The organism is Streptomyces sp. CA-249302 (assembly GCF_050936785.1).
GTDB lineage: Bacteria > Actinomycetota > Actinomycetes > Streptomycetales > Streptomycetaceae > Streptomyces.
This window is the reverse complement of record NZ_JBNJMG010000001.1, coordinates 1,836,320-1,861,187: the sequence shown is the minus strand read 5'-3', so window position 1 is coordinate 1,861,187 and position 24,868 is coordinate 1,836,320. Positions and strand designations below refer to the sequence as shown.

Genomic DNA, 24,868 nt, shown 5'->3' with positions numbered 1-24,868 from the left:
AGGCTGTTTGGTCATGGCGATAGCGCAGCCCGAACGGGGCGGGCTGCTGCCCGAACGTACGGGCCCCCTTCGCGGTTCACTCGCCACCACCGCCTGCATGGAGACACTGCAGGTGGGATATCTGCACGCCGTCGCCGCGGCGGCCGGCTGCTCGCTGTCGCAGCCGTTTCCGGACAACGGCATCGACTGGCACGTCAGTCACGGCTCGCCCGGGCACACCGTCGACGACGAGGTGACCATCAAGGTGCAGCTGAAGTGCACGTACCAGCTCGCGCCCAACCCACCAGGCCGGTTCTTCTCCTTCACGCTGGACAACGACCACCTGCGCAAGCTCGCGCGCACCCCGGTCTCGGTCCACAAGATCCTGGTCGTGATGATCGTCCCCCGGTCCCAGGACCAGTGGCTCAGAGCCGGGCACGACCGGCTCGACCTGCGGCACTGCTGCTACTGGGTCAACCTGGCCGGGCACCCGATCACCGGACGGACCCGGACCACCGTGCGGATACCGACCTCACGCATCTTCGACGACCGAGCGCTGTGCGAGATCATGACGCGGGTCGGGACGGGAGGCAGACCATGACGCACCGCCCCCTGGAGGAGCCAGTACGGCCGGTGAGGCCGCATCCCGTCGAAGCGGCCTGGCACCGGCCCCCCGAGCCCGACGAGGTCGATCCCGCCGTCCTGAGCGCCCTGCTGCGCCGGCACGGCTGGCAGCGGCGCGGCGGTGCCGCCGGACGGTACGGCCGCTGGACCCCACCCGGGCCCGGCGGCAGCGGCACGAGCCTGCTGGTGCCCGAGAGCCGGGCCTTCCCCGACAGCGACGACCTGCTCGGCGAGGCGCTGACCGCCCTGTCCCGCAGCGGCACGCCCTCCGCCCGCGAGGTGCTGGTCGGGCTCGCCGTGCCCAGCGACGAGATCCGCTGGTGGCGGGACGTGCCTACCGGCCCGGCCGACTCCGCGCACTGGGTCGTCGAGGAACAACTGCGCACCGCCGCCCGCCAGATGCTGCTCGCCGCCGCGCTCGCCACACGCGCGCGTGCCGGTTACTACGGCGCCCGGCACCGCCGCGCAGCCGCCGCACAGCTGGAAAGCGTCCTGGTCGGCTCCGCGACCGGCGGCGACCGCCTGACCGCCTTCGTGCCCGTCGGCACCGGACGCCCCCTTGCGGTACGCCTCCACCAGGCCCTTTACGCCGCCCGCGAGGCCATCGACTACCAGCGGGCCACCGGCGGCATGGACGCCTTCGACGGCGCCGTCGAGGCAGGCGTCAGCCGGGAGCTCACCGAGGCGCTGATCGCCTTGGTGCGCGGCACCGAGGGCGCCCGGATCGGCGTGGAGTGGGCCCCCGCGGCCGGCGTGCCCGAGGACGGCGCGGCCACCACCGAGCCGGTGGAGTTCTCGCCGGGCGACCTGCCCGTGCTGCGCGAGGCCGGCGCCCGCTATCTGCGCGACGAGCCGTCCGTGCCCGTCCGGATCACCGGCACGGTGGTACGACTGCGCAGGTCGGGGACGCGCGGGGACGGCAGCGTACGGCTGCGGGTGATCGCCGGGGCCGAGATACCGCACGTCCGCATCACCCTGGACGAGGAGGACTACCGCATCGCCGGGCACGCCCACCTCGTGGGGCTGCCGGTGCGCGTGCACGGGCGGCTGGAGAGCCGGGGCGGCTTCCGGCGGCTCACCGGCGCCTGTGGGGTCGTACCGATACAGGTGGACGAGGCGGAGCGGGACCGGCTGATGAAGTCGCTCCACGAGAACCTCGACTTCTTCGAGGAGGCGTGCAGCGGGGACGACTGCGACTGAGGCCGGACCGGCCTTCTCGAAAGGCAACCGTTTCGCGGTCGGCGGGTCGGGGTCGGTACGATCCCCTATTGCGCGCGCTCCTGGTATGGCGCCGCACCCACCTTCAGTCAGGAGAGACCGGTGTCAGACGTCCGTGTGATCATCCAACGCGATTCCGAGCGGGAAGAGCGCGTGGTGACGACGGGCACTACGGCCGCCGAGCTCTTCGCCGGCGAGCGCTCGATCGTCGCCGCGCGCGTGGCCGGCGAGCTCAAGGACCTCGCCTACGCGCCCGCCGAGGGCGAGGTCGTGGAGCCGGTGGAGATCACCTCCGAGGACGGCCTCAACATCCTGCGCCACTCCACCGCGCACGTGATGGCGCAGGCCGTGCAGGAGCTCTTCCCCGAGGCCAAGCTGGGCATCGGCCCGCCGGTCAAGGACGGCTTCTACTACGACTTCGACGTCGAGAAGCCGTTCACGCCCGAGGATCTCAAGGCCATCGAGAAGAAGATGCAGGAGATCCAGAAGCGCGGTCAGCGTTTCTCGCGCCGCGTGGTGACCGACGAGGCCGCCCGCGAAGAGCTGGCTAACGAGCCCTACAAGCTCGAACTGATCGGCCTCAAGGGCTCCGCGTCCAGCGACGACGGCGCGGACGTCGAGGTCGGCGCCGGCGAGCTGACGATCTACGACAACCTGGACGCCAAGACCGGCGAGCTGTGCTGGAAGGACCTCTGCCGAGGCCCGCACCTGCCCTCGACCCGCAACATCCCGGCGTTCAAGCTGATGCGCAACGCGGCCGCCTACTGGCGCAGCAGCGAGAAGAACCCGATGCTGCAGCGCATCTACGGCACCGCCTGGCCCTCGAAGGACGAGCTCAAGGGCTACCTCGACTTCCTCGCCGAGGCCGAGAAGCGCGACCACCGCAAGCTGGGCAACGAGCTCGACCTGTTCTCCATCCCGGAGCAGATCGGCTCCGGCCTCGCCGTCTTCCACCCCAAGGGCGGCATCATCCGCCGGGTCATGGAGGACTACTCGCGCCGTCGGCACGAGGAGGAGGGCTACGAGTTCGTCTACACCCCGCACGCCACGAAGGGGAAGCTCTTCGAGACGTCCGGGCACCTGGACTGGTACGCCGACGGCATGTACCCGCCCATGCAGCTCGACGAGGGCGTGGACTACTACCTCAAGCCCATGAACTGCCCGATGCACAACCTGATCTTCGACGCGCGCGGCCGCTCCTACCGCGAACTGCCGCTGCGCCTCTTCGAGTTCGGGACCGTGTACCGGTACGAGAAGTCGGGCGTCGTGCACGGTCTGACCCGCGCCCGGGGCTTCACGCAGGACGACGCGCACATCTACTGCACCCGCGAGCAGATGTCGGAGGAGCTCGACAAGACGCTCACCTTCGTCCTCGGCCTGCTGCGGGACTACGGCCTGACCGACTTCTACCTGGAGCTGTCCACCAAGGACCCGGAGAAGTTCGTCGGCTCCGACGAGGTCTGGGAGGAGGCGACCGAGACGCTCCGCCAGGTCGCCGAGAAGCAGGGCCTGCCCCTGGTCCCGGACCCGGGCGGCGCCGCCTTCTACGGCCCGAAGATCTCCGTCCAGACCAAGGACGCGATCGGCCGCACCTGGCAGATGTCGACCATCCAGCTCGACTTCAACCTGCCCGAGCGCTTCGACCTGGAGTACACGGGTCCGGACGGCTCCAAGCAGCGCCCGGTCATGATCCACCGCGCGCTCTTCGGCTCGATCGAGCGCTTCTTCGCCGTCCTCCTGGAGCACTACGCGGGCGCCTTCCCGGCGTGGCTCGCGCCGGTCCAGGCGGTCGGCATCCCGATCGGCGACGCGCACGTCGAGTTCCTGGAGAAGTTCGCCGCCGAGGCCAAGAAGAAGGGCCTGCGGGTCGAGGTGGACTCCTCCTCGGACCGTATGCAGAAGAAGATCCGCAACGCCCAGAAGCAGAAGGTGCCCTTCATGGTCATCGCGGGCGACGAGGACATGTCCAACAACTCGGTGTCCTTCCGCTACCGCGACGGCTCGCAGGAGAACGGCATCCCGTTCGACGAGGCCATCGCGAAGATCGTGAAGGTCGTGGAGGAGCGGGCGCAGGTCTGATCCGACGTCCTGTACGGAGGCCTCCGGGAGCTCAGCTTCCCGGGGGCCTCTCGTCGTCCTCCCGGGCGAACACCTGTAGCAGCCACGAGGCGAAGGTGCCGGTCACCGCGCCGAGCAGGGCCAGCCCGATGGCCATCATCCCGACCGCGATCAGCCGGCCCAGCGGCGTGACCGGCGTGATGTCGCCGTAGCCGACGGTCGTCAGGGTCGCGCAGGTCCACCAGACGGCGTCCCCGAACGTCTTCATGGACGCTCCCGGTGCGCCGCGTTCCTGCTGGTAGACGGCGAGGGCGCCGGCGAAGCCGAGCAGTACCGTGGCGAGCCCGGAGTAGGCGATCACGCGCGCGTGCAGGGCCAGCCGCGGTTTGCCGTGCCGTCGTTGCACGGCCTCGTAGACCTTGACGACCCGAAGCGGGCGCAGCAGCGGCAGGATCACGACCACTGCGTCCAGCGGGTGCTTCCGTACGAAGCGCAGCCCCTGCCCGCTCAGCCGCCACAGCACGGCGTAGTTGACGGCGAACAGTGCCCAGGAAGCCAGCAGTACCGCGAGGGCCAGGTCCTGCACGGGGTCCGTCAGACCGGGCGCCAGGACGCGGACCGCGTACGAGGCGAGGAAGGCCAGCGACGCGACGGCGAGGGGAAGCTCGGTGCGCTGCTCCCAGCGGGCTCTGCGAGTGTCATCGTCCACGAGCCCAGCTTGGCGCGGCAGGCTTTTCGCGGAACCCCGCCGACACGCCGCGAACGGGCGACGCCATATGCTGCATGGCATGACGAGTGAGCCGGAGCAGCAGTTGGGAGTGGGGATCCAGGACGCCTTCCAGCGCCTGTGGACGCCCCATCGGATGGCCTACATCCAGGGTGAGAACAAGCCGACCGGCCCCGGTGCCGACGACGGCTGCCCCTTCTGCTCGATCCCGGCCAAGTCCGACGAGGACGGGCTGATCGTCCGGCGCGGTGAGCACGTCTACGCGGTCCTGAACCTCTACCCCTACAACGGCGGCCACCTGATGGTCGTCCCCTACCGTCACGTCGCCGACTACACGGACCTCACGGACGCGGAGACGATCGAGCTCGCGGCCCTCACCAAGCAGGCGATGACGGCCCTGCGCACCGCCTCCGGCGCGCACGGCTTCAACATCGGCATGAACCAGGGCACGGTCGCCGGCGCCGGCATCGCGGCCCACCTCCACCAGCACATCGTCCCGCGCTGGGGAGGCGACACGAACTTCATGCCGGTGGTGGGGCACACGCGGGTGCTGCCGCAGCTCTTGGCCGACACCAGGAAGATGCTGGCCGAGGCCTGGCCGACGGGAGCCTGATCGGCTCCCGCACACCTACGCGTCGTACACGTCGGCCTTTCGCGGCGACGCGTCCTGCACGTTCGTCGACAGGAACGCCGACCGGGTCCCGAACTTCTCCGTGTCCACGCCGTTCTCCCCGAGCACCCGTATCGCGGCGGCATGAACAACCCGCAGCACCGGCGTGGCCGCCCGCAGCGCGTCGTCCGCCATGAAGCGATGCCGCCATGGCTGGTCGGCCCAGGCGTGCCGCAGACCGAACGGCTCGGGCAGGCCTATCGTGCCGCCGAGCCAGTTGAGCAGCGGCGGGTACCAGCTGATCGGCGCTCGCACCGCCAGCCGTACCACCTCGTCGGTGTTGACCAGGGGGAGGGCCACCTTTCGCGTCTCCCACGGCTTGAAGGACTTCTGGACCTCCTTCGTCGGCGCCTCGGGCTTGCTGGTGAACAGCGAGTTCACGGGACCGAGCGCATGCCCGGTGATCTCGATGCGCAGCGTCTGGTGCAGCACCGTCACCGTGATCATCATGGTGATGATCAGCTGCCCGTCCCACAGCGTCCACTGCACGCCCAGGTAGTGCCGGTCACCCGCGCCGAACTGCTGCTTGTTGCAGATGTCCTGTATCGCGTGCGACTTGACCTGGTACGCCTCCACGTCGGTGCCCTCGGGCCGGGACACCGCCTTGGCGCCCTCCCCGATCGGCGTGACGACCCAGTGCCGTACCGAAGGCGTCGGGAAACCACCGGTGTTGATGGTGTTCCGCTCCAGCATCCGCAGGTCGTCGTGGATCGCCCGGATCACGTCCCAGCTGCGGAACGGGTGGATCTCCCGCGTCGGGTCCGCCGACTCCAGGTCCTCCGCGAGCTGCCAGCTGCCCCAACGCGTGCCCATGCCGAGGATGCCCTTGGGCCCGGCGTAGAACACCGAGTTGGACTGCTGCTCGGCGGCGAGCTTGGCCAGGTTCTGGCGCATCGCGTCCGCCTTGGTCTCGCCCGGGCTGGTGGGCACCGCCTCGGGCACCTTGGCGCCCACGCTGCTGCCGGCCAGCAGGCTGTCCCAGCGCTCCCGCAGGTCCTTCGCCGTGCGCTCGCAGATCTGCTTGGCCCAGAACCAGCCGATGACCGGCATCACGACGCAGGCACGCGCGTACCAGGCCCAGAAGCCGGTGAACGGCATCTTGATCAGGAAGAGCACCGCGAGCGCGCCCACCGCCACCAGCAGCGTCGTCGCCAGCGTGCCGGCCCGCTTGTCCTCGCGCTTGGCGACGCTGGTGCGGATCGAGAAGATCAGCAGCCAGACGAGCAGCCCGGGCAGGAAGAGCAGGCCGCACAGCACCATGACGATCGAGAGCAGGTTGTCCCGGTCCTTGCGGATGTTGTTCGCCGCGAGCGCGTGCTCCACGACGACCTGCGGCTCGGCGCCGAAGGACTGGATCAGCGGCTTGCGGCCGGGGCCGATCATGCGGTCCGCGACCGCCCGGGAGTAGGCCTCACCCAGGTTGGGCCGGAAGATCTTCGCCCACGGGCGGCCCGCCTTGACGTCGGTCTGGTGCCACTCGTTGTCGGCCTTCTTTATGTCCTCGACCGGATTGTCCCGATACGCGGCCGAGGCCAGGGCGTACGTCGCCGTCTGGCCCGCGTCACCCGTGCGGGGCACCTGGGGACCGAAGATGTCCCCGTAGCCGCTCTCAACGGTCATTCCCGCCCCCGATCGCCGTCGGACGTCGCCTCGGGGGCTCTTCCCGACTTCCTTGCTCCGCACACCTGTTGATCAGGTCATCGCGGTGATCCCGTGACAACTTGATCACGTCATCAGAGTATCCGCAGCCTCTGACATTCGTAGGCGGACGGCCGAAGCCGCCCGCCTACGCGGAGGGAAGCGTTCCGCAAAGGCCACTCCTGAGCCGCCGTACGCCACTTGCGCGGCGCCCGGTCCCAACTACGAGGCGTCGCGCGCCTCTTCGCGGATCCTCTCGGCGATCTGCGGCGGCATCGGCTCGTGCCGCGCGTAACTGCGGTTGAAGCGGGCGGTGCCGTGCGACAGGGAGCGCAGGTCCACGGCGTACCGCCCGATCTCGATCTCGGGCACCTCGGCCCGGATCAGGGTGCGGTTGCCGCTCGTCTGTTCCGTGCCGAGGACGCGGCCCCGCCGCCCGGACATGTCGCTCATCACGGCGCCCACGTAGTCGTCGCCGACCAGCACGCTCACCTCGGCCACCGGCTCCAGGAGGTGGATCTTCGCGTCGGCCGCGGCCTCCCGCAGCGCCAACGCGCCCGCCGTCTGGAAGGCCGCGTCCGAGGAGTCCACGGAGTGCGCCTTGCCGTCGAGCAGCGTCACCCGCACGTCGATGAGCGCGTAACCGGCCGCGACCCCCCTGGCCGCCTGGGCCCGCACGCCCTTCTCGACCGACGGGATGAACTGCCGCGGCACCGCGCCGCCGACCACCTTGTCCACGAACTCGATGCCCGAGCCGCCGGGCAGCGGCTCCACCTCGATCTCGCAGATCGCGAACTGCCCGTGCCCGCCGGACTGCTTCACATGCCGCCCACGCCCGGCCGACCTGCCGGCGAACGTCTCCCGCAGCGAGACCTTGTGCGGTACGACGTCGACCTGGACGCCGTACCGGCTGCGCAGCCGTTCCAGCGCCACGTCCGCGTGCGCCTCGCCCAGGCACCACAGCACCACCTGGTGGGTGTCCTGGTTCTGTTCGAGCCGCATCGTCGGGTCCTCGGCGACCAGCCGGGACAGCCCCATGGAGAGCTTGTCCTCGTCCGCCTTGCTGTGCGCCTCGATGGCGAGCGGCAGCAGCGGGTCGGGCATCTCCCACGGCTCCATCAGCAGCGGGTCGTCCTTGGCGGAGAGGGTGTCCCCGGTCTCCGCGCGGACCAGTTTGGCCACGCACACCAGGTCGCCCGCGATGGCGTGCGTCACCGAGCGCTGCTGCTTGCCGAAGGGCGTGGACAGCGCGCCGACGCGCTCGTCGACGTCGTGGTCCTCGTGGCCGCGGTCCGCGAGCCCGTGCCCGGAGACGTGCACCGTCTCGTCGGGGCGCAGCGTGCCCGAGAAGACGCGCACGAGGGAGACCCGGCCGACGTAGGGGTCGGACGCGGTCTTCACGACCTCGGCGACCAGCGGGCCGGCCGTGTCGCAGGCCTTGATCTCGCGCGGCTTGCCGTCGATGGTCGTGACCCCCGGTGTGGGGTGCTCGAACGGCGTCGGGAAGCCGCCCGTGACCAGTTCGAGCAGCTCGATCGTGCCGAGCCCCTGACGGGCGCCCTCGGCGGCCGGGGCGGCGGCCAGGACGGGGAAGAAGACCCCGCGCGCGACGGCCCGCTCCAGGTCCTCGACGAGCGTCTTGAAGTCGATCTGCTCGCCCCCGAGATAGCGGTCCATGAGGGTCTCGTCCTCGCTCTCCGCGATGATCCCCTCGATCAGCCGGTTGCGGGCCTCCTCGATCCCCGGCAGCTGGTCCGCGCCCGGCTCGGACTCCTTGCGCTCGCCGGAGGCGTAGTCGAACAGCTTCTGCGACAGCAGCCCGGTCAGTCCCGTCACGGGCGCGTGCCCGTCGGGCCCCTGCGCGCCGTGCAGCGGCAGGTACAGCGGGAGCACCGCGTCGGGGTCGTCGCCGCCGAAGGCCTCCGCGCAGGTCCGGGTCATCTCCTCGAAGTCCGCCCGGGCGGCCTCCAGGTGCGTGATCACGATCGCCCGCGGCATGCCGACGGCGGCGCACTCCTCCCACACCATGCGGGTCGAGCCGTCCACGCCGTCGGAGGCCGAGACGACGAAAAGGGCCGCGTCCGCCGCTCGCAGACCGGCCCTCAACTCCCCGACGAAGTCGGCGTATCCGGGGGTGTCCAGAAGATTGACCTTGATGCCGTCCCATTCCACCGGCACCAGCGAGAGCTGTACCGAACGGTTCTGCCGGTGTTCGATCTCGTCGTAGTCCGAGACGGTGCCGCCGTCCTCCACGCGGCCCGCCCGGTTCACTGCCCCCGCCGTCAGCGCGAGGGCTTCCACCAATGTCGTCTTGCCCGATCCGGAGTGGCCGACCAGCACCACATTCCGTACGGACGCGGGGTGGTCGGCCGCTGTAGCCCTGCCGGCGGCTCCGGGGTGTGCGCTTGCCTTGTCGCCCATGGCCTTGCCTCCCGTGCACGGTGAGGTCACTGTGGGCGCGGGCATGCCGGGCCGCGTGCGGTGGCGGCTCCGATGACGCCCGCGGTCCTTCGAGCTTTCCACTCCCGTCACGGTGCGTCCATACGGACGACGCGATCCCGCCGTTACCCGTATGCCGTCCGGTCGTGACATGGGGCTCAGGGTGCCCGGACGTCGTACACACGCGCGCGTGGCTACGATGGGCCAGCCGGTGGCCAGCAGGGGCCGCGCGGCCACACCGACCGTCGGGAAGGCCATGCTGAACAAGTACGCGCGTGCATTTTTCACGCGTGTCCTCACACCGTTCGCCGCGTTTCTCATCCGCCGGGGCGTCAGCCCCGACACGGTCACGCTCCTCGGCACCGCCGGAGTGGTCGCGGGTGCGCTGGTCTTCTACCCCATGGGGGAGTTCTTCTGGGGCACGATCGTGATCACGCTGTTCGTCTTCTCCGACCTGGTCGACGGCAACATGGCGCGCCAGCTGGGCCGCTCCAGCCGCTGGGGCGCCTTCCTGGACTCCACGCTCGACCGGGTGGCCGACGGCGCGATCTTCGGCGGCTTCGCCCTCTGGTACGCGGGCGGGGGCGACGACATCGCCCTGTGCGCGGTCTCCATCTTCTGCCTGGCCAGCGGCCAGGTGGTGTCGTACACCAAGGCCCGTGGCGAATCGATCGGCCTGCCGGTCGCCGTCAACGGCCTCGTGGAGCGCGCCGAGCGCCTGGTCATCTCGCTGGTCGCGGCCGGCCTCGCGGGCCTGCACAAGTTCGGCGTGCCCGGCATCCAGTACCTGCTGCCCGTCGCGCTGTGGATCGTGGCCGTGGGCAGTCTGGTCACGCTGACCCAGCGGGTGGTCACCGTCCGCCGGGAATCGGCCGAGGCGGAGGCCGCCGCGGCCGCCCAGGAGAGCGAGAATGCCTCCCAGGGGAGGGAGGCGGCGAAGTGAGTCTCCGGGATCAGCTGACGGACGGGCTGTACGGACTCGGCTGGGGCACGGTCAAGAAGCTCCCCGAGCCGGTCGCCGTACGGCTCGGCCGGACCATCGCCGACGTCGCCTGGAAGCGGCGTGGTAAGGGCGTGCAGCGCCTGGAGAGCAACTACGCGCGCGTGCTGCCGGACGCGAGCCCCGAGCGCCTGGCCGAGCTCTCGCGCGCGGGCATGCGCTCCTACCTGCGCTACTGGATGGAGTCCTTCCGGCTCCCGGCCTGGAGCGCCGAGCGCATAAAGGGCGGCTTCGAGCCCAAGGACGTCCACCACCTGACCGACGGGATCGCCTCCGACAGGGGCGTCATCCTCGCGCTGCCGCACATGGCCAACTGGGACCTGGCCGGCGCCTGGGTCACCACCAAGCTCGAAACCCCCTTCACCACGGTCGCCGAGCGCCTCAAGCCCGAGACGCTGTACGACCGTTTCGTCGCCTACCGCGAGGGCCTCGGCATGGAGGTCCTCCCGCACAGCGGCGGCACCGCCTTCGGCACCCTGGCCCGGCGGCTGCGCGACGGCGGCCTGGTCTGCCTGGTGGCCGAGCGCGACCTGTCGTCCTCGGGCGTCGAGGTCCAGTTCTTCGGCGAGGCCACCAGGATGCCGGCCGGCCCGGCTCTGCTCGCCCAGCAGACCGGCGCGCTGCTGCTGCCGGTCACGCTCTGGTACGACGACTCGCCCGTCATGCAGGGACGAGTGCATCCCCCGATCGAGGTACCCGAGTCAGGCAGTCGGGCCGAAAGGACGTCTGTCATGACACAGGCGCTGGCCGATGCCTTCGCCACGGGGATCGCCGACCATCCGGAGGACTGGCACATGCTCCAGCGCTTGTGGCTCAAGGACCTCGACCCGGCGAAGAAACCCTCCGCTCCGGAGAAGGGCCAGTCGTGAGGATCGGCATCGTCTGCCCGTACTCCTGGGACGTCCCGGGCGGCGTCCAGTTCCACATCCGCGACCTCGCCGAGTACTTCATCCGCCTGGGCCACGAGGTCTCCGTGCTCGCCCCGGCCGACGACGACACCCCGCTGCCGCCGTACGTCGTCTCCGCCGGCCGCGCGGTCCCGGTGCCGTACAACGGCTCGGTGGCCCGCCTCAACTTCGGTTTCCTGAGCGCCGCCCGGGTCCGGCGCTGGCTGCACGACGGCGAGTTCGACGTCGTGCACATCCACGAGCCGACCTCGCCGTCGCTCGGCCTGCTGACCTGCTGGGCGGCGTCGGGGCCGATCGTGGCCACCTTCCACACCTCCAACCCGCGCTCGCGGGCGATGATCGCCGCCTACTCGATCCTCCAGGCGGCCCTGGAGAAGATCAGCGCCCGGATCGCGGTGAGCGAGTACGCCCGCCGCACGCTGGTCGAACACCTCGGCGGCGACGCGGTCGTCATCCCGAACGGCGTCGACGTCGACTTCTTCGCCCGGGCCAGGCCCAAGGAGGAGTGGCAGGGCGACACCATGGGCTTCATCGGCCGTATCGACGAGCCCCGCAAGGGTCTGCCGGTCCTGATGAAGGCCCTGCCGAAGATCTTCGCCGAGCGTCCGCGGACCCGGCTGCTGGTGGCCGGCCGCGGCGACGAGGAGGAGGCGGTGGAGTCCCTCCCCGCCGAACTCCGCTCCCGGGTCGAGTTCCTGGGCATGGTCAGCGACGAGGACAAGGCCCGCTTCCTGCGCAGCGTCGACCTGTACGTCGCCCCCAACACCGGCGGCGAGAGCTTCGGCATCATCCTGGTCGAGGCGATGTCGGCCGGGGCACCGGTCCTGGCCTCCGACCTGGACGCCTTCGCGCAGGTGCTGGACCAGGGCGCGGCGGGCGAACTCTTCGCCAACGAGGACCCGGAGGCACTGGCCGAGGCGGCGGTACGGCTGCTCGGTGACCCTCAGCGGCGGGCCGAGCTGCGGGAGCGGGGGAGCGCGCACGTGCGGCGCTTCGACTGGTCGACGGTCGGCGCGGACATCCTGTCGGTGTACGAGACGGTGACGGACGGGGCGGCGGCCGTGGCCGCGGCCGAGGACGACGAGCGGGGACAGGGGTTCCGGGCGCGGTTCGGGCTGGCGCGGGACTGACCGGCCGCAGGAGGACCGGGCATGATCCCGGTCCCTCCGGCGCCGCGTAGTGTGTGCGCCCGTGACCCCAACCCTCATCTGGATCCTCGTCGTTCTGGTCGCGATCGGCCTCTACCTGAGCTGGACCGCGGGCCGCCTCGACCGCCTGCACGCCCGCATCGACGCCGCCCGCGCCGCCCTCGACGCCCAGCTGCTGCGACGCGCCTCCGTGGCCCAGGAACTGGCCACCTCCGGCGTCCTGGACCCGGCCGCGTCGATCGTCCTCTACGAGGCCGCACACGCTGCCCGGCAGGCCGAGGAGGAGCAACGCGAGGTCGCCGAGAGCGAGTTGAGCCAGGCGCTGCGCGCGGTCTTCGCGGAGGCCCAGCAGGTCGAGGCCGTGCGCGAGGCACCGGGGGGAGACTCGGCGGCCCACGAGCTCACCGAGGCCGTACGGCGGGTTCCGATGGCCCGCCGCTTCCACAACGACGCGGTCGGCGCGGCCCGCCGGCTCCGCGAGCACCGCAAAGTCCGCTGGTTCCGCCTGGCCGGTCACGCCCCCTTCCCGATGGCCTTCGAGATGGACGACGAGCCGCCTACGGCACTGGTCGACAGGGCTGCCTAGGAGCCTCGCACCCCAGCGGCCCACGCGCCCCCGGGCACGAAAAGGATCCACCGGCTTCCCATTGGCCCTTGCCGTGGACTGGTCCACTCACGTTTCCTCGGTGTCTGCAGAAACCCTCTTTCACCGAGTGAGGTCACCCGTGTCCAGCACCGACAACCAGGCCCCCGAGACCGGCACCGCGCGCGTGAAGCGCGGCATGGCCGAGCAGCTCAAGGGCGGCGTGATCATGGACGTAGTCACGCCGGACCAGGCGAAGATCGCCGAGGACGCGGGCGCCGTGGCCGTCATGGCCCTGGAGCGGGTCCCGGCCGACATCCGCAAGGACGGCGGCGTGGCCCGGATGTCCGACCCGGACATGATCGAGGGCATCATCGAGGCCGTCTCGATCCCGGTCATGGCGAAGTCCCGCATCGGCCACTTCGTCGAGGCCCAGGTCCTCCAGTCGCTCGGCGTCGACTACATCGACGAGTCCGAGGTCCTCACCCCGGCCGACGAGGTCAACCACAGCGACAAGTTCGCCTTCACGACCCCCTTCGTCTGCGGCGCCACCAACCTCGGCGAGGCCCTGCGCCGGATCGCCGAGGGCGCCGCGATGATCCGCTCCAAGGGCGAGGCCGGCACCGGCAACGTCGTCGAGGCCGTCCGCCACCTGCGCCAGATCAAGAACGAGATCGCCCGCCTGCGCGGCTACGACAACAACGAGCTGTACGCCGCCGCCAAGGACCTGCGCGCCCCGTACGAGCTGGTCAAGGAGGTCGCCGAGCTCGGCAAGCTCCCCGTGGTCCTGTTCTCCGCCGGTGGCGTCGCCACCCCCGCCGACGCCGCCCTGATGCGTCAGCTCGGCGCCGAGGGCGTCTTCGTCGGCTCCGGCATCTTCAAGTCCGGCGACCCGGCCAAGCGCGCCGCCGCCATCGTGAAGGCCACCACCTTCTACGACGACCCCAAGATCATCGCGGACGCGTCCCGCAACCTCGGCGAGGCCATGGTCGGTATCAACTGCGACACCCTCCCCGAGGCCGAGCGTTACGCGAACCGAGGCTGGTGATGACCGATCCCGTGATCGGAGTGCTCGCACTCCAAGGGGACGTCCGGGAACACCTCATCGCCCTGGCCGCGGCGGACGCCGTGGCCAGGCCGGTCAGGCGCCCCGAGGAACTCGCCGAGGTGGACGGCCTGGTCATCCCCGGCGGCGAGTCCACCACCATCTCCAAGCTGGCCGTCCTGTTCGGCGTGATGGAGCCACTACGCGCGCGCGTGCGCGCCGGGATGCCGGTCTACGGCACCTGCGCCGGCCTGATCATGCTCGCCGACAAGATCCTCGACCCGCGCTCGGGCCAGGAGACCGTCGGCGGCATCGACATGATCGTGCGCCGCAACGCCTTCGGCCGCCAGAACGAGTCCTTCGAGGCGGCGGTCGACGTCAAGGGCGTCGAGGGCGATCCTGTGGAGGGCGTCTTCATCCGCGCTCCCTGGGTCGAGTCCGTCGGCGCCGAGACCGAGGTGCTCGCCGAGCACGACGGCCATATCGTCGCGGTCCGCCAGGGCAACGCGCTCGCCACGTCGTTCCACCCGGAACTGACCGGCGACCACCGCGTGCACGCTCTCTTTGTCGACATGGTGCGCGCGAACCGGACGCCGTAGTCCTTGTAGGATCTCAGGCGTTGGTTGCAGAGATGGGTTACGCGAAGGAGACAGGCAGATGTCCGGCCACTCTAAATGGGCTACGACGAAGCACAAGAAGGCCGTGATCGACGCCAAGCGCGGCAAGCTCTTCGCGAAGCTGATCAAGAACATCGAGGTCGCGGCCCGCATGGGCGGCGTCGACATCGAGGGCAACCCGACGCTCTACGACGCCATCCAGAAGGCGAAGAAGCAGTCGGTCCCGAACAAGAACATCGACTCCGCGGTCAAGCGCGGCGGTGGTCTTGAGGCCGGCGGCGCCAACTACGAGACGATCATGTACGAGGGTTACGGCCCGAACGGTGTCGCGGTGCTCATCGAGTGCCTCACCGACAACCGCAACCGCGCCGCCTCCGACGTGCGCGTCGCGATGACCCGCAACGGCGGCTCCATGGCCGACCCGGGCTCCGTGTCGTACCTGTTCAACCGCAAGGGCGTGGTGATCGTCCCCAAGGGCGAGCTGTCCGAGGACGACGTCCTGGGCGCCGTGCTCGACGCCGGTGCCGAGGAGGTCAACGACCTGGGCGAGTCCTACGAGGTGCTCTCCGAGGCCACCGACCTGGTCGCGGTCCGCACCGCGCTCCAGGAGTCCGGCATCGACTACGACTCGGCCGACGCCAACTTCGTCCCGACCATGCAGGTCGAGCTGGACGAGGACGGCGCCCGCAAGATCTTCAAGCTGATCGACGCGCTCGAGGACAGCGACGACGTGCAGAACGTCTTCGCCAACTTCGACGTCAGCGACGAGGTCATGGAGAAGGTCGACGCGTAGCGCCGCCGCGGGCTGAGCGGATTTCGGCGGGCCGGTGGGACAACACGTCCCACCGGCCCGCCGCCGTTGTCGGTGGCAGCGGCTAGCCTGGCGTGAAGTCAAAGATCACCGAGGGGAGGGGCCGTGCGCGTACTGGGTGTGGACCCCGGTCTGACGCGGTGCGGTGTCGGTGTCGTCGAGGGGGTCGCGGGCCGGCCGCTCACGATGATCGGCGTCGGTGTCGTCCGCACGCCCGCCGACGCGGAGTTGGGGCACCGGCTCGTCGCCATCGAGCAGGGCATCGAGCAGTGGCTGGACGAGCACCGGCCCGAATTCGTCGCCGTGGAGCGGGTGTTCAGCCAGCACAACGTACGGACCGTGATGGGCACCGCCCAGGCCAGCGCCGTCGCCATGCTCTGCGCCGCCCGCCGTGGCATCCCCGTCGCCCTGCACACCCCCAGCGAGGTCAAGGCCGCCGTCACCGGCAGCGGACGCGCCGACAAGGCCCAGGTCGGCGCCATGGTCACGCGCCTGCTGCGGCTCGACGCGCCCCCGAAGCCGGCCGACGCGGCCGACGCCCTCGCGCTCGCCATCTGCCACATCTGGCGCGCCCCCGCGCAGAACCGGCTCCAGCAGGCGGTCGCCCTGCACGCAGCCAACGCAACGAAAGGCCGTACGGCATGATCGCCTTCGTGAGCGGCACGATCGCCGCACTCGCCCCCGACGCCGCCGTCGTCGAGGTCGGTGGTGTCGGCATGGCCGTGCAGTGCACGCCGAACACGCTGTCCACGCTCCGCCTCGGCAAGCCGGCCAAGCTCGCCACCTCCCTCGTCGTACGGGAGGACTCGCTGACGCTCTACGGCTTCGTGGACGACGACGAGCGCCAGGTGTTCGAACTGCTGCAGACGGCGAGTGGCGTCGGCCCCCGCCTGGCCCAGGCGATGCTCGCGGTGCACACCCCCGACGCGCTGCGCCAGGCCGTCTCGACCGGCGACGAGAAGGCGCTGATCGCCGTCCCCGGTATCGGCAAGAAGGGCGCCCAGAAGCTGCTCATCGAACTCAAGGACCGGCTCGGCACGCCGATCGGCGCGCCCGTGGTCGGCGCCCCGGTCAGCCAGGGCTGGCGCGACCAGCTGCACGCCGCCCTGATCGGGCTCGGCTACGCCACCCGCGAGGCGGACGAGGCGGTCGCGGCCGTGACCCCGCAGGCGGAGGCCGCCGAGGGCACACCTCAGGTGGGCCACCTGCTGAAGGCCGCCCTGCAGACCCTGAACCGCGCCCGCTAGGAGAACGTCAGTGAACTGGGACGACACGACCGAAGAGACCGCCCCCGAGCGGCTCGTGGGCTCGGTCGCCGACCGTGAGGACCAGGCCGTCGAGGCCGCCCTGCGTCCCAAGGACCTGGACGAGTTCATCGGTCAGGAGAAGGTGCGCGAGCAGCTCGACCTGGTGCTGCGCGCCGCACGCGCGCGTGGCGCCACCGCCGACCACGTGCTGCTCTCCGGCGCCCCCGGCCTCGGCAAGACCACCCTCTCGATGATCATCGCGGCCGAGATGGGCGCCCCCATCCGCATCACCTCCGGCCCCGCCATCCAGCACGCCGGCGACCTCGCCGCGATCCTCTCCTCCCTCCAGGAAGGCGAGGTCCTCTTCCTCGACGAGATCCACCGCATGTCCCGGCCCGCCGAGGAGATGCTGTACATGGCGATGGAGGACTTCCGCGTCGACGTCATCGTCGGCAAGGGCCCCGGCGCCACCGCCATCCCGCTCGAACTGCCCCCGTTCACGCTGGTCGGCGCCACCACGCGCGCGGGTCTGCTGCCGCCCCCGCTGCGCGACCGCTTCGGCTTCACCGCGCACATGGAGTTCTACGAGCCCGCCGAGCTGGAGCGGGTCATCCACCGCTCCGCGAACCTGCTCGACGTCGAGATCGAGGCCGACGGCGCCGCCGAGATCGCCGGCCGCTCCCGCGGCACGCCCCGCATCGCCAACCGCCTGCTGCGCCGCGTGCGCGACTACGCCCAGGTCAAGGCCGACGGACTCATCACCCGCGACATCGCGGCGGCCGCGCTCAAGGTCTACGAGGTCGACGCCCGTGGCCTCGACCGGCTCGACCGCGCCGTCCTGGAGGCCCTGCTCAAGCTCTTCGGCGGCGGCCCGGTCGGCCTGTCCACCCTCGCCGTGGCGGTGGGGGAGGAGCGCGAGACCGTGGAGGAGGTGGCCGAGCCCTTCCTCGTAAGAGAAGGACTTCTCGCGCGCACCCCGCGCGGACGGGTCGGCACGCCCGCCGCATGGGCGCATCTCGGCCTCACCCCGCCCCGCTCCGCGGCCACAGGAAACGGACAACAGGACCTGTTCGGGACGTGATGCCATTGTGACGGCGCGGGCATTGGCCGGGTCAGGAACCCAGGTGCCATGCTGAGCGTTGTTCCATGCGCGCGGACTCGCTTAGACTCCGCCGATGCCGCCTTTGTCGGCGGTATACATACCCCCATCCATGAGGCCGCTCTCCATCGCGGTCGTGCGAAGGAAACTCCGTCCCGTGAATATCACCATGCTCCTCCCGTTCATCGTGCTCATCGGGGCCATGTTCCTCATGACCCGTTCGGCCAAGCGCAAGCAACAGCAGGCCGCGACAATGCGCAACGAGATGCAGCCCGGCAGCGGCGTCCGCACGATCGGGGGCATGTACGCGACGGTCAAGGAGGTCAACGAGGACACGGTCCTCCTCGACGCCGGCCCGGGTGTCGACCTCCTCTTCGCGAAGAACGCCATCGGTTCCGTGCTCAGCGATGACGAGTACAACCGCATCGTCCACGGCATCGAGCACGACCTGAAGTCCGACTCCGACGTCGTCCCGGACGACGCCTCCTCCCTCACCGAGACCGACGACTCCGCCGACGAAGCTGCCGCCGCCTCCGACGACAAGTCCGTCGACCTCGGGAAGAAGGAAGCGCCCGAGGAGCCGGCCGACGAGACCGTCGCCGCCGAGGCGAAGTCGGACGAGGAGCCGAAGAAGACGGACGGGGACTCCGAGGCGAAGTAGTCACCTCCAGGGGCGTGCGGCCGACCCCGCGCGCCCCTGGACGTGCGCATCTCGCACACGGGGATCCCGACACCATGTCATGGCCGCCCACCGCGCTGACCCGGCGCGGAGCGGCCCGAGAGGGAGTACGAGAAGGTGGCAGCACCTAAAAAGGGCCGAAGCGCGAGCGCCCAGAGCAAGCCGGGGCGCTCGCTGGCCCTCATCCTGATCGCCATCGTGGCGCTCACCGGCGGAATGTTCGCCTCCGGGCACACCACCCCGCGCCTCGGCATCGACCTGGCCGGTGGTACGAGCATCACGCTCAGGGCGGTCCCGGAGAAGGGCCAGGAATCCGCGATCAACAAGACCAACATGGACACCGCGGTCGACATCATGAACCGCCGTGTCAATGGTCTTGGCGTCTCGGAGGCCGAGGTTCAGACCCAGGGCGACAGGAACATCATCGTCAACATCCCCAAGGGCACGAACTCCAAGGAAGCACGGCAGCAGGTCGGCACCACCGCCAAGCTGTACTTCCGCCCGGTGCTCGCCACCGAGCTCTCCGGCGCGGCGGCCACGACCAGCCCGTCGCCGAGCGCCTCCGGCAGCGCTTCGAGCAGCCCCTCCAGCTCGGCTTCGGAGAAGGCCACCGACAAGGCGACCTCGTCCTCCTCCGCGACCCCGACGGCCACGGCCACCTCCCAGGGCCGCGCCGTCACGGACGCCCTCAAGGCCGACTCGACGCCGAGCGCCACCGCCTCCTCCAGCGCGAAGGCCTCCTCGAGCGCCTCCGCGAGCGATTCCCCGTCCGCGAGCAGCAGCGCCGCCGCCACCGCCGCGGCCGCCAAGCTCGAGGCCGAGTACACCGCCCTGGACTGCACCAAGAAGTCGGTGCGCGCCACGGCCGGCAAGGGCGCCAAGCCCACCGACTCGACCGTCGCCTGCGGCCAGAACTCGTCGGGCCAGTGGCAGAAGTACGTGCTCGGCCCGGCCGCCGTCGACGGCACGGACGTCAAGAAGGCCCAGGCCGTCTTCAACACGACGACCGCCGCCGGCTGGACCGTCACCATGGACTTCACGGGCAAGGGAACCAAGAAGTTCGGGACCATCACCGGACAGCTGGCGCAGAACCAGTCGCCGCAGAACCAGTTCGCCATCGTCCTCGACGGTGAGGTCGTCTCCGACCCGTCGGTCAGCGAGGCGCTCACCGGCGGCAGCGCGGAGATCTCCGGCAGCTTCACCCAGGAGGAGGCGCAGAGCCTCGCCAACATGCTGTCGTACGGCGCCCTGCCGCTGACCTTCAAGGAGGACAGCGTCACCACGGTGACCGCCGCGCTCGGCGGCGAGCAACTGCACGCCGGTCTGATCGCGGGCGCGATCGGCCTCGCGCTGGTCGTCATCTACCTGCTGGTCTTCTACCGCGGACTGTCGGTCATCGCCATCCCGTCGCTGCTGGTCTCCGCCATCCTCACCTACGTGATCATGGCGCTGCTCGGCCCGGCCATCGGCTTCGCGCTGAACCTGCCGGCCGTGTGCGGTGCGATCGTCGCGATCGGTATCACCGCGGACTCGTTCATCGTGTTCTTCGAACGCATCCGGGACGAGATCCGCGAGGGCCGCACCCTGCGCCCGGCCGTCGAGCGGGCCTGGCCGCGCGCCCGGCGCACCATCCTGGTCTCCGACTTCGTGTCGTTCCTCGCCGCCGCCGTGCTGTTCATCGTGACGGTCGGCAAGGTCCAGGGCTTCGCGTTCACGCTCGGTCTGACCACCGTGCTCGACGTGGTCGTCGTCTTCCTGTTCACCAAGCCGCTGATGACGCTGCTGGCCCGCCGCAAGTTCTTCGCGAGCGGCCACAAGTTCTCCGGCCTCGACCCGAAGGCACTCGGCGCCAAGCCGCCACTGCGCCGCACCCGTCGTTCCGCCCCCGTCGACCCGAAGGAGGCGTGAGATGTCGAAACTCGGCAGCCTCGGCGCCCGTCTGCACCGCGGCGAGGTCGGCTACGACTTCGTCGGCAACCGCAAGATCTGGTACGGCATCTCGATCCTGATCACCATCACGGCGATCCTGGGCCTCGCGGTGCGCGGCCTGAACATGGGCATCGAGTTCCAGGGCGGCGCCGTCTTCACCACCCCGAAGCACATGACCACCTCGGTCGCCTCGGCGGAGAGCTACGCGGAGGAGGCGTCCGGTCACGACGCGATCGTCCAGAAGCTCGGCGACGGCAGCCTGCGCATCCAGATCGCGGGCATCGACACCGACAAGTCCGACGCGATCAAGGAGAAGCTCGCGACGGACCTGAAGGTCAACTCCGAGAACATCAACGCGGACCTGGTCGGCCCCAGCTGGGGTGACCAGATCGCCAACAAGGCCTGGCAGGGCCTGGCGATCTTCATGGTCCTCGTCGTGATCTACCTGGCGATCGCCTTCGAGTGGCGCATGGCGCTCGCGGCCCTCGTCGCCCTGGTCCACGACATCACCATCACCACCGGCATCTACGCCCTCGTCGGCTTCGAGGTCACGCCGGGCACGGTGATCGGTCTGCTCACCATCCTCGGTTACTCGCTCTACGACACGGTCGTCGTCTTCGACAGCCTCAAGGAGCAGACGAAGGACATCACCAAGCAGACCCGCTGGACCTACAGCGACGTCGCGAACCGCTCGATCAACAGCACCCTGATGCGGTCCATCAACACGACCGTGGTCGCCCTGCTGCCGGTCGGCGCCCTGCTGTTCATCGGTGGCGGCGTGCTCGGCGCCGGCATGCTCAACGACATCTCGCTGTCGCTGTTCGTCGGCCTCGCGGCCGGTGCGTACTCCTCGATCTTCATCGCCACGCCGCTCGTCGCCGACCTCAAGGAGGCCGAGCCGCCGATGAAGGCCCTCAAGAAGCGCGTCCTCGCCAAGCGGGCCCAGGCGGTCACCGAGGAGGAGCAGGCGGAGGCCCGCGGCGCGGACCTGGCGCACGACGAGGAGCCGGAGGACGAAGCGGCCCCGGCGGTCGTCGGCCCGCGCAACCAGCCGGCCTCCCGCAACCGCGGCCGCGGCCGTCCGTCCGGGAAGCGCGCGCGATGACCGGCATCGAGGAGCTGCTCCTCAGCCGCATCCGCGATGTGGCCGACTACCCGGAGCCGGGCGTGATGTTCAAGGACATCACCCCGCTCCTGGCGGACCCGGCGGCCTTCACGGCCCTCACGGACGCGCTCGCCGAGATCGCGGCGAACTCCGGCGCGACCAAGGTCGTCGGCCTGGAGGCCCGCGGCTTCATCCTGGGCGCCCCGGTCGCCGTCCGGGCCGGCCTCGGCTTCGTCCCCGTACGCAAGGCGGGCAAGCTCCCCGGAGCCACGCTCAGCCAGGCGTACGACCTGGAGTACGGCTCGGCCGAGATCGAGGTCCATGCCGAGGACCTCTCGGCCGACGACCGCATCCTGATCGTCGACGACGTGCTGGCCACGGGCGGCACGGCGGAGGCCTCGATCGAGCTGATCCGCCGGGCGGGTGCCGAGGTCGCCGGCCTCGCGGTCCTCATGGAGCTGGGCTTCCTGTCCGGCCGAGCCCGCCTGGAGCCCGCTCTGGGCGGAGCTCCCCTGGAGGCCCTGCTGGTGGTCTGACGCCCGCAGCAGGCCTCGTGTGCGATACGAGAACGGCCGCCCCGGCATCTGTCCGGGGCGGCCGTTCTCGTATCGCACACCTCTCAGGCACCCCCACTTCACCCTCCGGAATGCCGGCGGAAGCCTCCCGCGTTGCACGGGTAGACGTCCCTCACATTGGCCTGAAGGCGATCCCGGAGCCCAGGATCGCTACCATGGGGTCTCCGGAGCCTGACCGGGGGACCCGGATCGCGCACGAGGAGTCCTCTTGCCAGACGAGGCCCAGCACCTGACCGCCGCCAAGCCCGAGCCCGCCTCGGCAGCCGCGGCCAAGCCCGCGCCGAGCACACCGCAGCCGACGAACGACAGCCCCGGGCCGGTCGAGCACGCCCAGTCCGCGCCCGTCGACAAGTCGGCCGAGCAGTCGCGCCCCAAGCCGGCCCCGCCCGAGCGCCCGGTCCCCACCCCCGCCGCGGTCCGCCCGAACACCGGCCAGCCCCCGCGCTCCGGCTCCTCCAACCGCGTCCGCGCCCGCCTCGCCCGCCTCGGCGTCCAGCGCTCCAACCCGTACAACCCGGTCCTGGAGCCCCTGCTGCGGATAGTGCGCAGCAACGACCCGAAGATCGAGACGGCCACCCTCCGCCAGATCGAGAAGGCCTACCAGGTCGCCGAGCGCTGGCACCGCGGCCAGAAGCGCAAGAGCGGCGACCCGTACATCACGCACCCGCTCGCGGTGACCACGATCCTCGCCGAGCTCGGCATGGACCCGGCCACCCTCATGGCGGGCCTGCTGCACGACACCGTCGAGGACACCGAGTACGGCCTCGACCAGCTCCGCCGCGACTTCGGCGACTCCGTCGCGCTGCTCGTCGACGGCGTCACCAAGCTGGACAAGGTCAAGTTCGGTGAGGCGGCGCAGGCCGAGACCGTGCGCAAGATGGTCGTCGCCATGGCCAAGGACCCCCGCGTCCTGGTCATCAAGCTCGCCGACCGTCTGCACAACATGCGCACCATGCGCTACCTCAAGCGCGAGAAGCAGGAGAAGAAGGCGCGCGAGACCCTCGAGATCTACGCGCCCCTCGCCCATCGCCTGGGCATGAACACCATCAAGTGGGAGCTGGAGGACCTCGCCTTCGCGATCCTCTACCCCAAGATGTACGACGAGATCGTACGGCTGGTGGCCGAGCGCGCGCCGAAGCGTGACGAATACCTGGCCATAGTGACCGACGAGGTCCAGCAGGACCTGCGCGCGGCCCGCATCAAGGCGACCGTCACCGGCCGCCCGAAGCACTACTACAGCGTCTACCAGAAGATGATCGTCCGCGGTCGCGACTTCGCGGAGATCTACGACCTGGTGGGCATCCGCGTCCTGGTGGACACCGTCCGCGACTGCTACGCGGCCCTGGGCACCGTCCACGCCCGCTGGAACCCGGTTCCGGGGCGGTTCAAGGACTACATCGCGATGCCCAAGTTCAACATGTACCAGTCGCTGCACACCACGGTCATCGGCCCCAACGGCAAGCCGGTCGAACTCCAGATCCGTACGTTCGACATGCACCGCCGCGCCGAGTACGGCATCGCCGCGCACTGGAAGTACAAGCAGGAGGCCGTCGCCGGCGCCTCCAAGGTGCGCTCGGACGTGCCCAAGAGCACCGGCAAGGACGACCACCTCAACGACATGGCGTGGCTGCGCCAGCTCCTCGACTGGCAGAAGGAGACCGAGGACCCCGGCGAGTTCCTGGAGTCCCTGCGCTTCGACCTCTCGCGCAACGAGGTCTTCGTCTTCACGCCGAAGGGCGACGTGATAGCGCTGCCGGCCGGTGCCACACCCGTCGACTTCTCCTACGCGGTGCACACCGAGGTGGGCCACCGCACCATAGGAGCCCGGGTCAACGGCCGCCTCGTACCGCTGGAGTCGACTCTGGACAACGGCGACCTGGTGGAGGTCTTCACCTCCAAGGCGGCCGGAGCCGGACCGTCCCGGGACTGGCTGAACTTCGTCAAGTCGCCCCGCGCCCGCAACAAGATCCGCGCCTGGTTCTCCAAGGAGCGCCGCGACGAGGCGATCGAGCAGGGCAAGGACGCCATCGTCCGGGCGATGCGCAAGCAGAACCTGCCGATCCAGCGCATCCTCACCGGCGACTCGCTCGTCACGCTCGCGCACGAGATGCGCTACCCCGACATCTCCGCGCTGTACGCGGCGATCGGCGAGGGCCATGTCTCCGCGCAGAACGTCGTGCAGAAGCTCGTCTCCGCGCTCGGCGGCGAGGAGGCGGCCACCGAGGAGATCGACGAGGCGGTCCCGCCGACCCGGAGCCGCAGCCGTAAACGCCGCTCCAACGCGGACCCGGGCGTCATCGTCAAGGGCGTCGAGGACGTGTGGGTCAAGCTGGCCCGCTGCTGCACTCCCGTCCCCGGCGACCCCATCATCGGCTTCGTCACACGCGGTAGCGGAGTATCGGTTCACCGCAGCGACTGTGTGAACGTGGAGTCACTGTCCCGCGAGCCCGAGCGCATCCTGGAAGTCGAGTGGGCGCCCACCCAGTCCTCGGTCTTCCTGGTCGCCATCCAGGTCGAGGCCCTGGACCGCTCCCGGCTCCTCTCGGACGTCACCCGCGTCCTGTCCGACCAGCACGTCAACATCCTCTCGGCGGCCGTCCAGACCTCCCGCGACCGCGTCGCCACCTCCCGCTTCACCTTCGAGATGGGCGACCCGAAACACCTCGGGCACGTGCTGAAGGCGGTGCGTGGCGTGGAGGGCGTGTACGACGTGTACCGGGTGACGTCGGCGCGCAGGTCATAGGGCATACGACGAGAAGGGCCCCGTAC

22 protein-coding genes are annotated in these 24,868 nt (G+C 70.3%); 19 read left to right on the top strand and 3 right to left on the bottom strand.

Features of this window, described 5'->3' with window-relative positions; all coding sequences use genetic code 11:
* Positions 1-13 precede the first annotated feature (13 nt).
* The 3 genes from ACQEWB_RS08370 (at position 14) to thrS (ending at position 3,900) form a co-directional block, all read left to right on the top strand.
* Entirely contained in the window at positions 14-580 is a 567-nt protein-coding gene (locus tag ACQEWB_RS08370; protein ID WP_432828633.1) for a DUF4365 domain-containing protein, read from the top strand.
* Entirely contained in the window at positions 577-1,803 is a 1,227-nt protein-coding gene (locus tag ACQEWB_RS08365; protein WP_432828631.1) for a hypothetical protein, read from the top strand. Before ACQEWB_RS08370 ends, ACQEWB_RS08365 begins: the two co-directional genes overlap by 4 nt.
* A gap of 120 nt (positions 1,804-1,923) precedes the next feature.
* Positions 1,924-3,900 (top strand): threonine--tRNA ligase, encoded by a 1,977-nt coding sequence (thrS, locus tag ACQEWB_RS08360; protein ID WP_432828629.1) that lies wholly within the window; start codon positions 1,924-1,926, stop codon positions 3,898-3,900.
* Between the two features lie 31 nt (positions 3,901-3,931).
* On the opposite strand, the gene ACQEWB_RS08355 is transcribed toward thrS, so the two are convergent.
* Positions 3,932-4,588: a potassium channel family protein gene (locus ACQEWB_RS08355; protein ID WP_432828627.1), complete on the bottom strand. Its 657-nt coding sequence runs from the start codon at positions 4,586-4,588 to the stop codon at positions 3,932-3,934.
* A gap of 79 nt (positions 4,589-4,667) precedes the next feature.
* On the opposite strand from ACQEWB_RS08355, the gene ACQEWB_RS08350 reads away from it, so the two are divergent.
* Positions 4,668-5,219, top strand: coding sequence for an HIT family protein (locus tag ACQEWB_RS08350; protein WP_432828625.1), 552 nt, complete (start codon positions 4,668-4,670; stop codon positions 5,217-5,219).
* 15 nt (positions 5,220-5,234) lie between these two features.
* Here the strand turns inward: ACQEWB_RS08350 and ACQEWB_RS08345 are convergent, their stop codons facing one another.
* Positions 5,235-6,896, bottom strand: a complete 1,662-nt coding sequence (locus ACQEWB_RS08345; protein WP_432828623.1) for a hypothetical protein — start codon at positions 6,894-6,896, stop codon at positions 5,235-5,237.
* Positions 6,897-7,136: 240 nt separating this feature from the next.
* The gene (locus ACQEWB_RS08340) at positions 7,137-9,335 is read right to left on the bottom strand and encodes an elongation factor G-like protein EF-G2 (protein ID WP_432828621.1); all 2,199 of its coding nucleotides are present in this window, start codon (positions 9,333-9,335) and stop codon (positions 7,137-7,139) included.
* Between the two features lie 217 nt (positions 9,336-9,552).
* Here ACQEWB_RS08340 and pgsA point away from each other — a divergent pair, with 217 nt between their 5' ends.
* From pgsA to ACQEWB_RS08265, 15 genes are all read left to right on the top strand, one after another.
* Positions 9,553-10,296: a phosphatidylinositol phosphate synthase gene (gene pgsA / locus ACQEWB_RS08335; protein WP_432843704.1), complete on the top strand. Its 744-nt coding sequence runs from the start codon at positions 9,553-9,555 to the stop codon at positions 10,294-10,296.
* Positions 10,293-11,222: a phosphatidylinositol mannoside acyltransferase gene (locus ACQEWB_RS08330; RefSeq protein ID WP_432828619.1), complete on the top strand. Its 930-nt coding sequence runs from the start codon at positions 10,293-10,295 to the stop codon at positions 11,220-11,222. The genes pgsA and ACQEWB_RS08330 overlap by 4 nt, the downstream gene beginning before the upstream one ends.
* Positions 11,219-12,391, top strand: coding sequence for a glycosyltransferase family 4 protein (locus tag ACQEWB_RS08325; RefSeq protein WP_432828617.1), 1,173 nt, complete (start codon positions 11,219-11,221; stop codon positions 12,389-12,391). Before ACQEWB_RS08330 ends, ACQEWB_RS08325 begins: the two co-directional genes overlap by 4 nt.
* A 61-nt stretch (positions 12,392-12,452) precedes the next feature.
* A complete protein-coding gene (locus tag ACQEWB_RS08320) occupies positions 12,453-12,995 on the top strand; it encodes a hypothetical protein (RefSeq protein ID WP_432828615.1) in 543 nt (180 codons plus the stop codon).
* A 139-nt stretch (positions 12,996-13,134) separates the two neighbouring features.
* The gene (gene pdxS / locus ACQEWB_RS08315; protein WP_432828613.1) at positions 13,135-14,040 is read left to right on the top strand and encodes a pyridoxal 5'-phosphate synthase lyase subunit PdxS; all 906 of its coding nucleotides are present in this window, start codon (positions 13,135-13,137) and stop codon (positions 14,038-14,040) included.
* Complete coding sequence (gene pdxT, locus ACQEWB_RS08310; protein WP_432828611.1) at positions 14,040-14,636, top strand: pyridoxal 5'-phosphate synthase glutaminase subunit PdxT; 597 nt, start codon at positions 14,040-14,042, stop codon at positions 14,634-14,636. The genes pdxS and pdxT overlap by 1 nt, the downstream gene beginning before the upstream one ends.
* A 58-nt stretch (positions 14,637-14,694) precedes the next feature.
* A complete protein-coding gene (locus ACQEWB_RS08305; RefSeq protein WP_432828609.1) occupies positions 14,695-15,447 on the top strand; it encodes a YebC/PmpR family DNA-binding transcriptional regulator in 753 nt (250 codons plus the stop codon).
* A gap of 123 nt (positions 15,448-15,570) precedes the next feature.
* Complete coding sequence (gene ruvC, locus ACQEWB_RS08300; RefSeq protein WP_353695839.1) at positions 15,571-16,110, top strand: crossover junction endodeoxyribonuclease RuvC; 540 nt, start codon at positions 15,571-15,573, stop codon at positions 16,108-16,110.
* Positions 16,107-16,712 (top strand): Holliday junction branch migration protein RuvA, encoded by a 606-nt coding sequence (gene ruvA, locus ACQEWB_RS08295; RefSeq protein ID WP_432828606.1) that lies wholly within the window; start codon positions 16,107-16,109, stop codon positions 16,710-16,712. Before ruvC ends, ruvA begins: the two co-directional genes overlap by 4 nt.
* Positions 16,713-16,722: 10 nt before the next feature.
* Positions 16,723-17,793: a Holliday junction branch migration DNA helicase RuvB gene (gene ruvB, locus ACQEWB_RS08290; RefSeq protein ID WP_432828604.1), complete on the top strand. Its 1,071-nt coding sequence runs from the start codon at positions 16,723-16,725 to the stop codon at positions 17,791-17,793.
* Between the two features lie 187 nt (positions 17,794-17,980).
* Positions 17,981-18,472 (top strand): preprotein translocase subunit YajC, encoded by a 492-nt coding sequence (yajC, locus tag ACQEWB_RS08285; protein WP_432843702.1) that lies wholly within the window; start codon positions 17,981-17,983, stop codon positions 18,470-18,472.
* 135 nt (positions 18,473-18,607) lie between these two features.
* Entirely contained in the window at positions 18,608-20,398 is a 1,791-nt protein-coding gene (secD, locus tag ACQEWB_RS08280; RefSeq protein ID WP_432828602.1) for a protein translocase subunit SecD, read from the top strand.
* Position 20,399: 1 nt separating this feature from the next.
* Positions 20,400-21,524 (top strand): protein translocase subunit SecF, encoded by a 1,125-nt coding sequence (gene secF, locus ACQEWB_RS08275; protein WP_432828600.1) that lies wholly within the window; start codon positions 20,400-20,402, stop codon positions 21,522-21,524.
* The gene (locus ACQEWB_RS08270; protein ID WP_432828598.1) at positions 21,521-22,060 is read left to right on the top strand and encodes an adenine phosphoribosyltransferase; all 540 of its coding nucleotides are present in this window, start codon (positions 21,521-21,523) and stop codon (positions 22,058-22,060) included. Before secF ends, ACQEWB_RS08270 begins: the two co-directional genes overlap by 4 nt.
* A gap of 247 nt (positions 22,061-22,307) precedes the next feature.
* Positions 22,308-24,842, top strand: a complete 2,535-nt coding sequence (locus ACQEWB_RS08265; protein ID WP_432828596.1) for a RelA/SpoT family protein — start codon at positions 22,308-22,310, stop codon at positions 24,840-24,842.
* Positions 24,843-24,868 lie beyond the last annotated feature (26 nt).

What these genes read in the sequence shown, in the direction of transcription:
- ACQEWB_RS08370 (WP_432828633.1), top strand. Translation starts at nt 14, where the DNA reads ATGGCGATAGCGCAGCCCGAACGGGGCGGGCTGCTGCCCGAACGTACG.
- ACQEWB_RS08365 (WP_432828631.1), top strand. Translation starts at nt 577, where the DNA reads ATGACGCACCGCCCCCTGGAGGAGCCAGTACGGCCGGTGAGGCCGCAT.
- ACQEWB_RS08350 (WP_432828625.1), top strand. Translation starts at nt 4,668, where the DNA reads ATGACGAGTGAGCCGGAGCAGCAGTTGGGAGTGGGGATCCAGGACGCC.
- ACQEWB_RS08345 (WP_432828623.1), bottom strand. Translation starts at nt 6,896, where the DNA reads ATGACCGTTGAGAGCGGCTACGGGGACATCTTCGGTCCCCAGGTGCCC.
- ACQEWB_RS08340 (WP_432828621.1), bottom strand. Translation starts at nt 9,335, where the DNA reads ATGGGCGACAAGGCAAGCGCACACCCCGGAGCCGCCGGCAGGGCTACA.
- pgsA (WP_432843704.1), top strand. Translation starts at nt 9,553, where the DNA reads ATGGGCCAGCCGGTGGCCAGCAGGGGCCGCGCGGCCACACCGACCGTC.
- pdxT (WP_432828611.1), top strand. Translation starts at nt 14,040, where the DNA reads ATGACCGATCCCGTGATCGGAGTGCTCGCACTCCAAGGGGACGTCCGG.
- ACQEWB_RS08305 (WP_432828609.1), top strand. Translation starts at nt 14,695, where the DNA reads ATGTCCGGCCACTCTAAATGGGCTACGACGAAGCACAAGAAGGCCGTG.
- ruvA (WP_432828606.1), top strand. Translation starts at nt 16,107, where the DNA reads ATGATCGCCTTCGTGAGCGGCACGATCGCCGCACTCGCCCCCGACGCC.
- yajC (WP_432843702.1), top strand. Translation starts at nt 17,981, where the DNA reads ATGCTCCTCCCGTTCATCGTGCTCATCGGGGCCATGTTCCTCATGACC.
- secF (WP_432828600.1), top strand. Translation starts at nt 20,400, where the DNA reads ATGTCGAAACTCGGCAGCCTCGGCGCCCGTCTGCACCGCGGCGAGGTC.
- ACQEWB_RS08270 (WP_432828598.1), top strand. Translation starts at nt 21,521, where the DNA reads ATGACCGGCATCGAGGAGCTGCTCCTCAGCCGCATCCGCGATGTGGCC.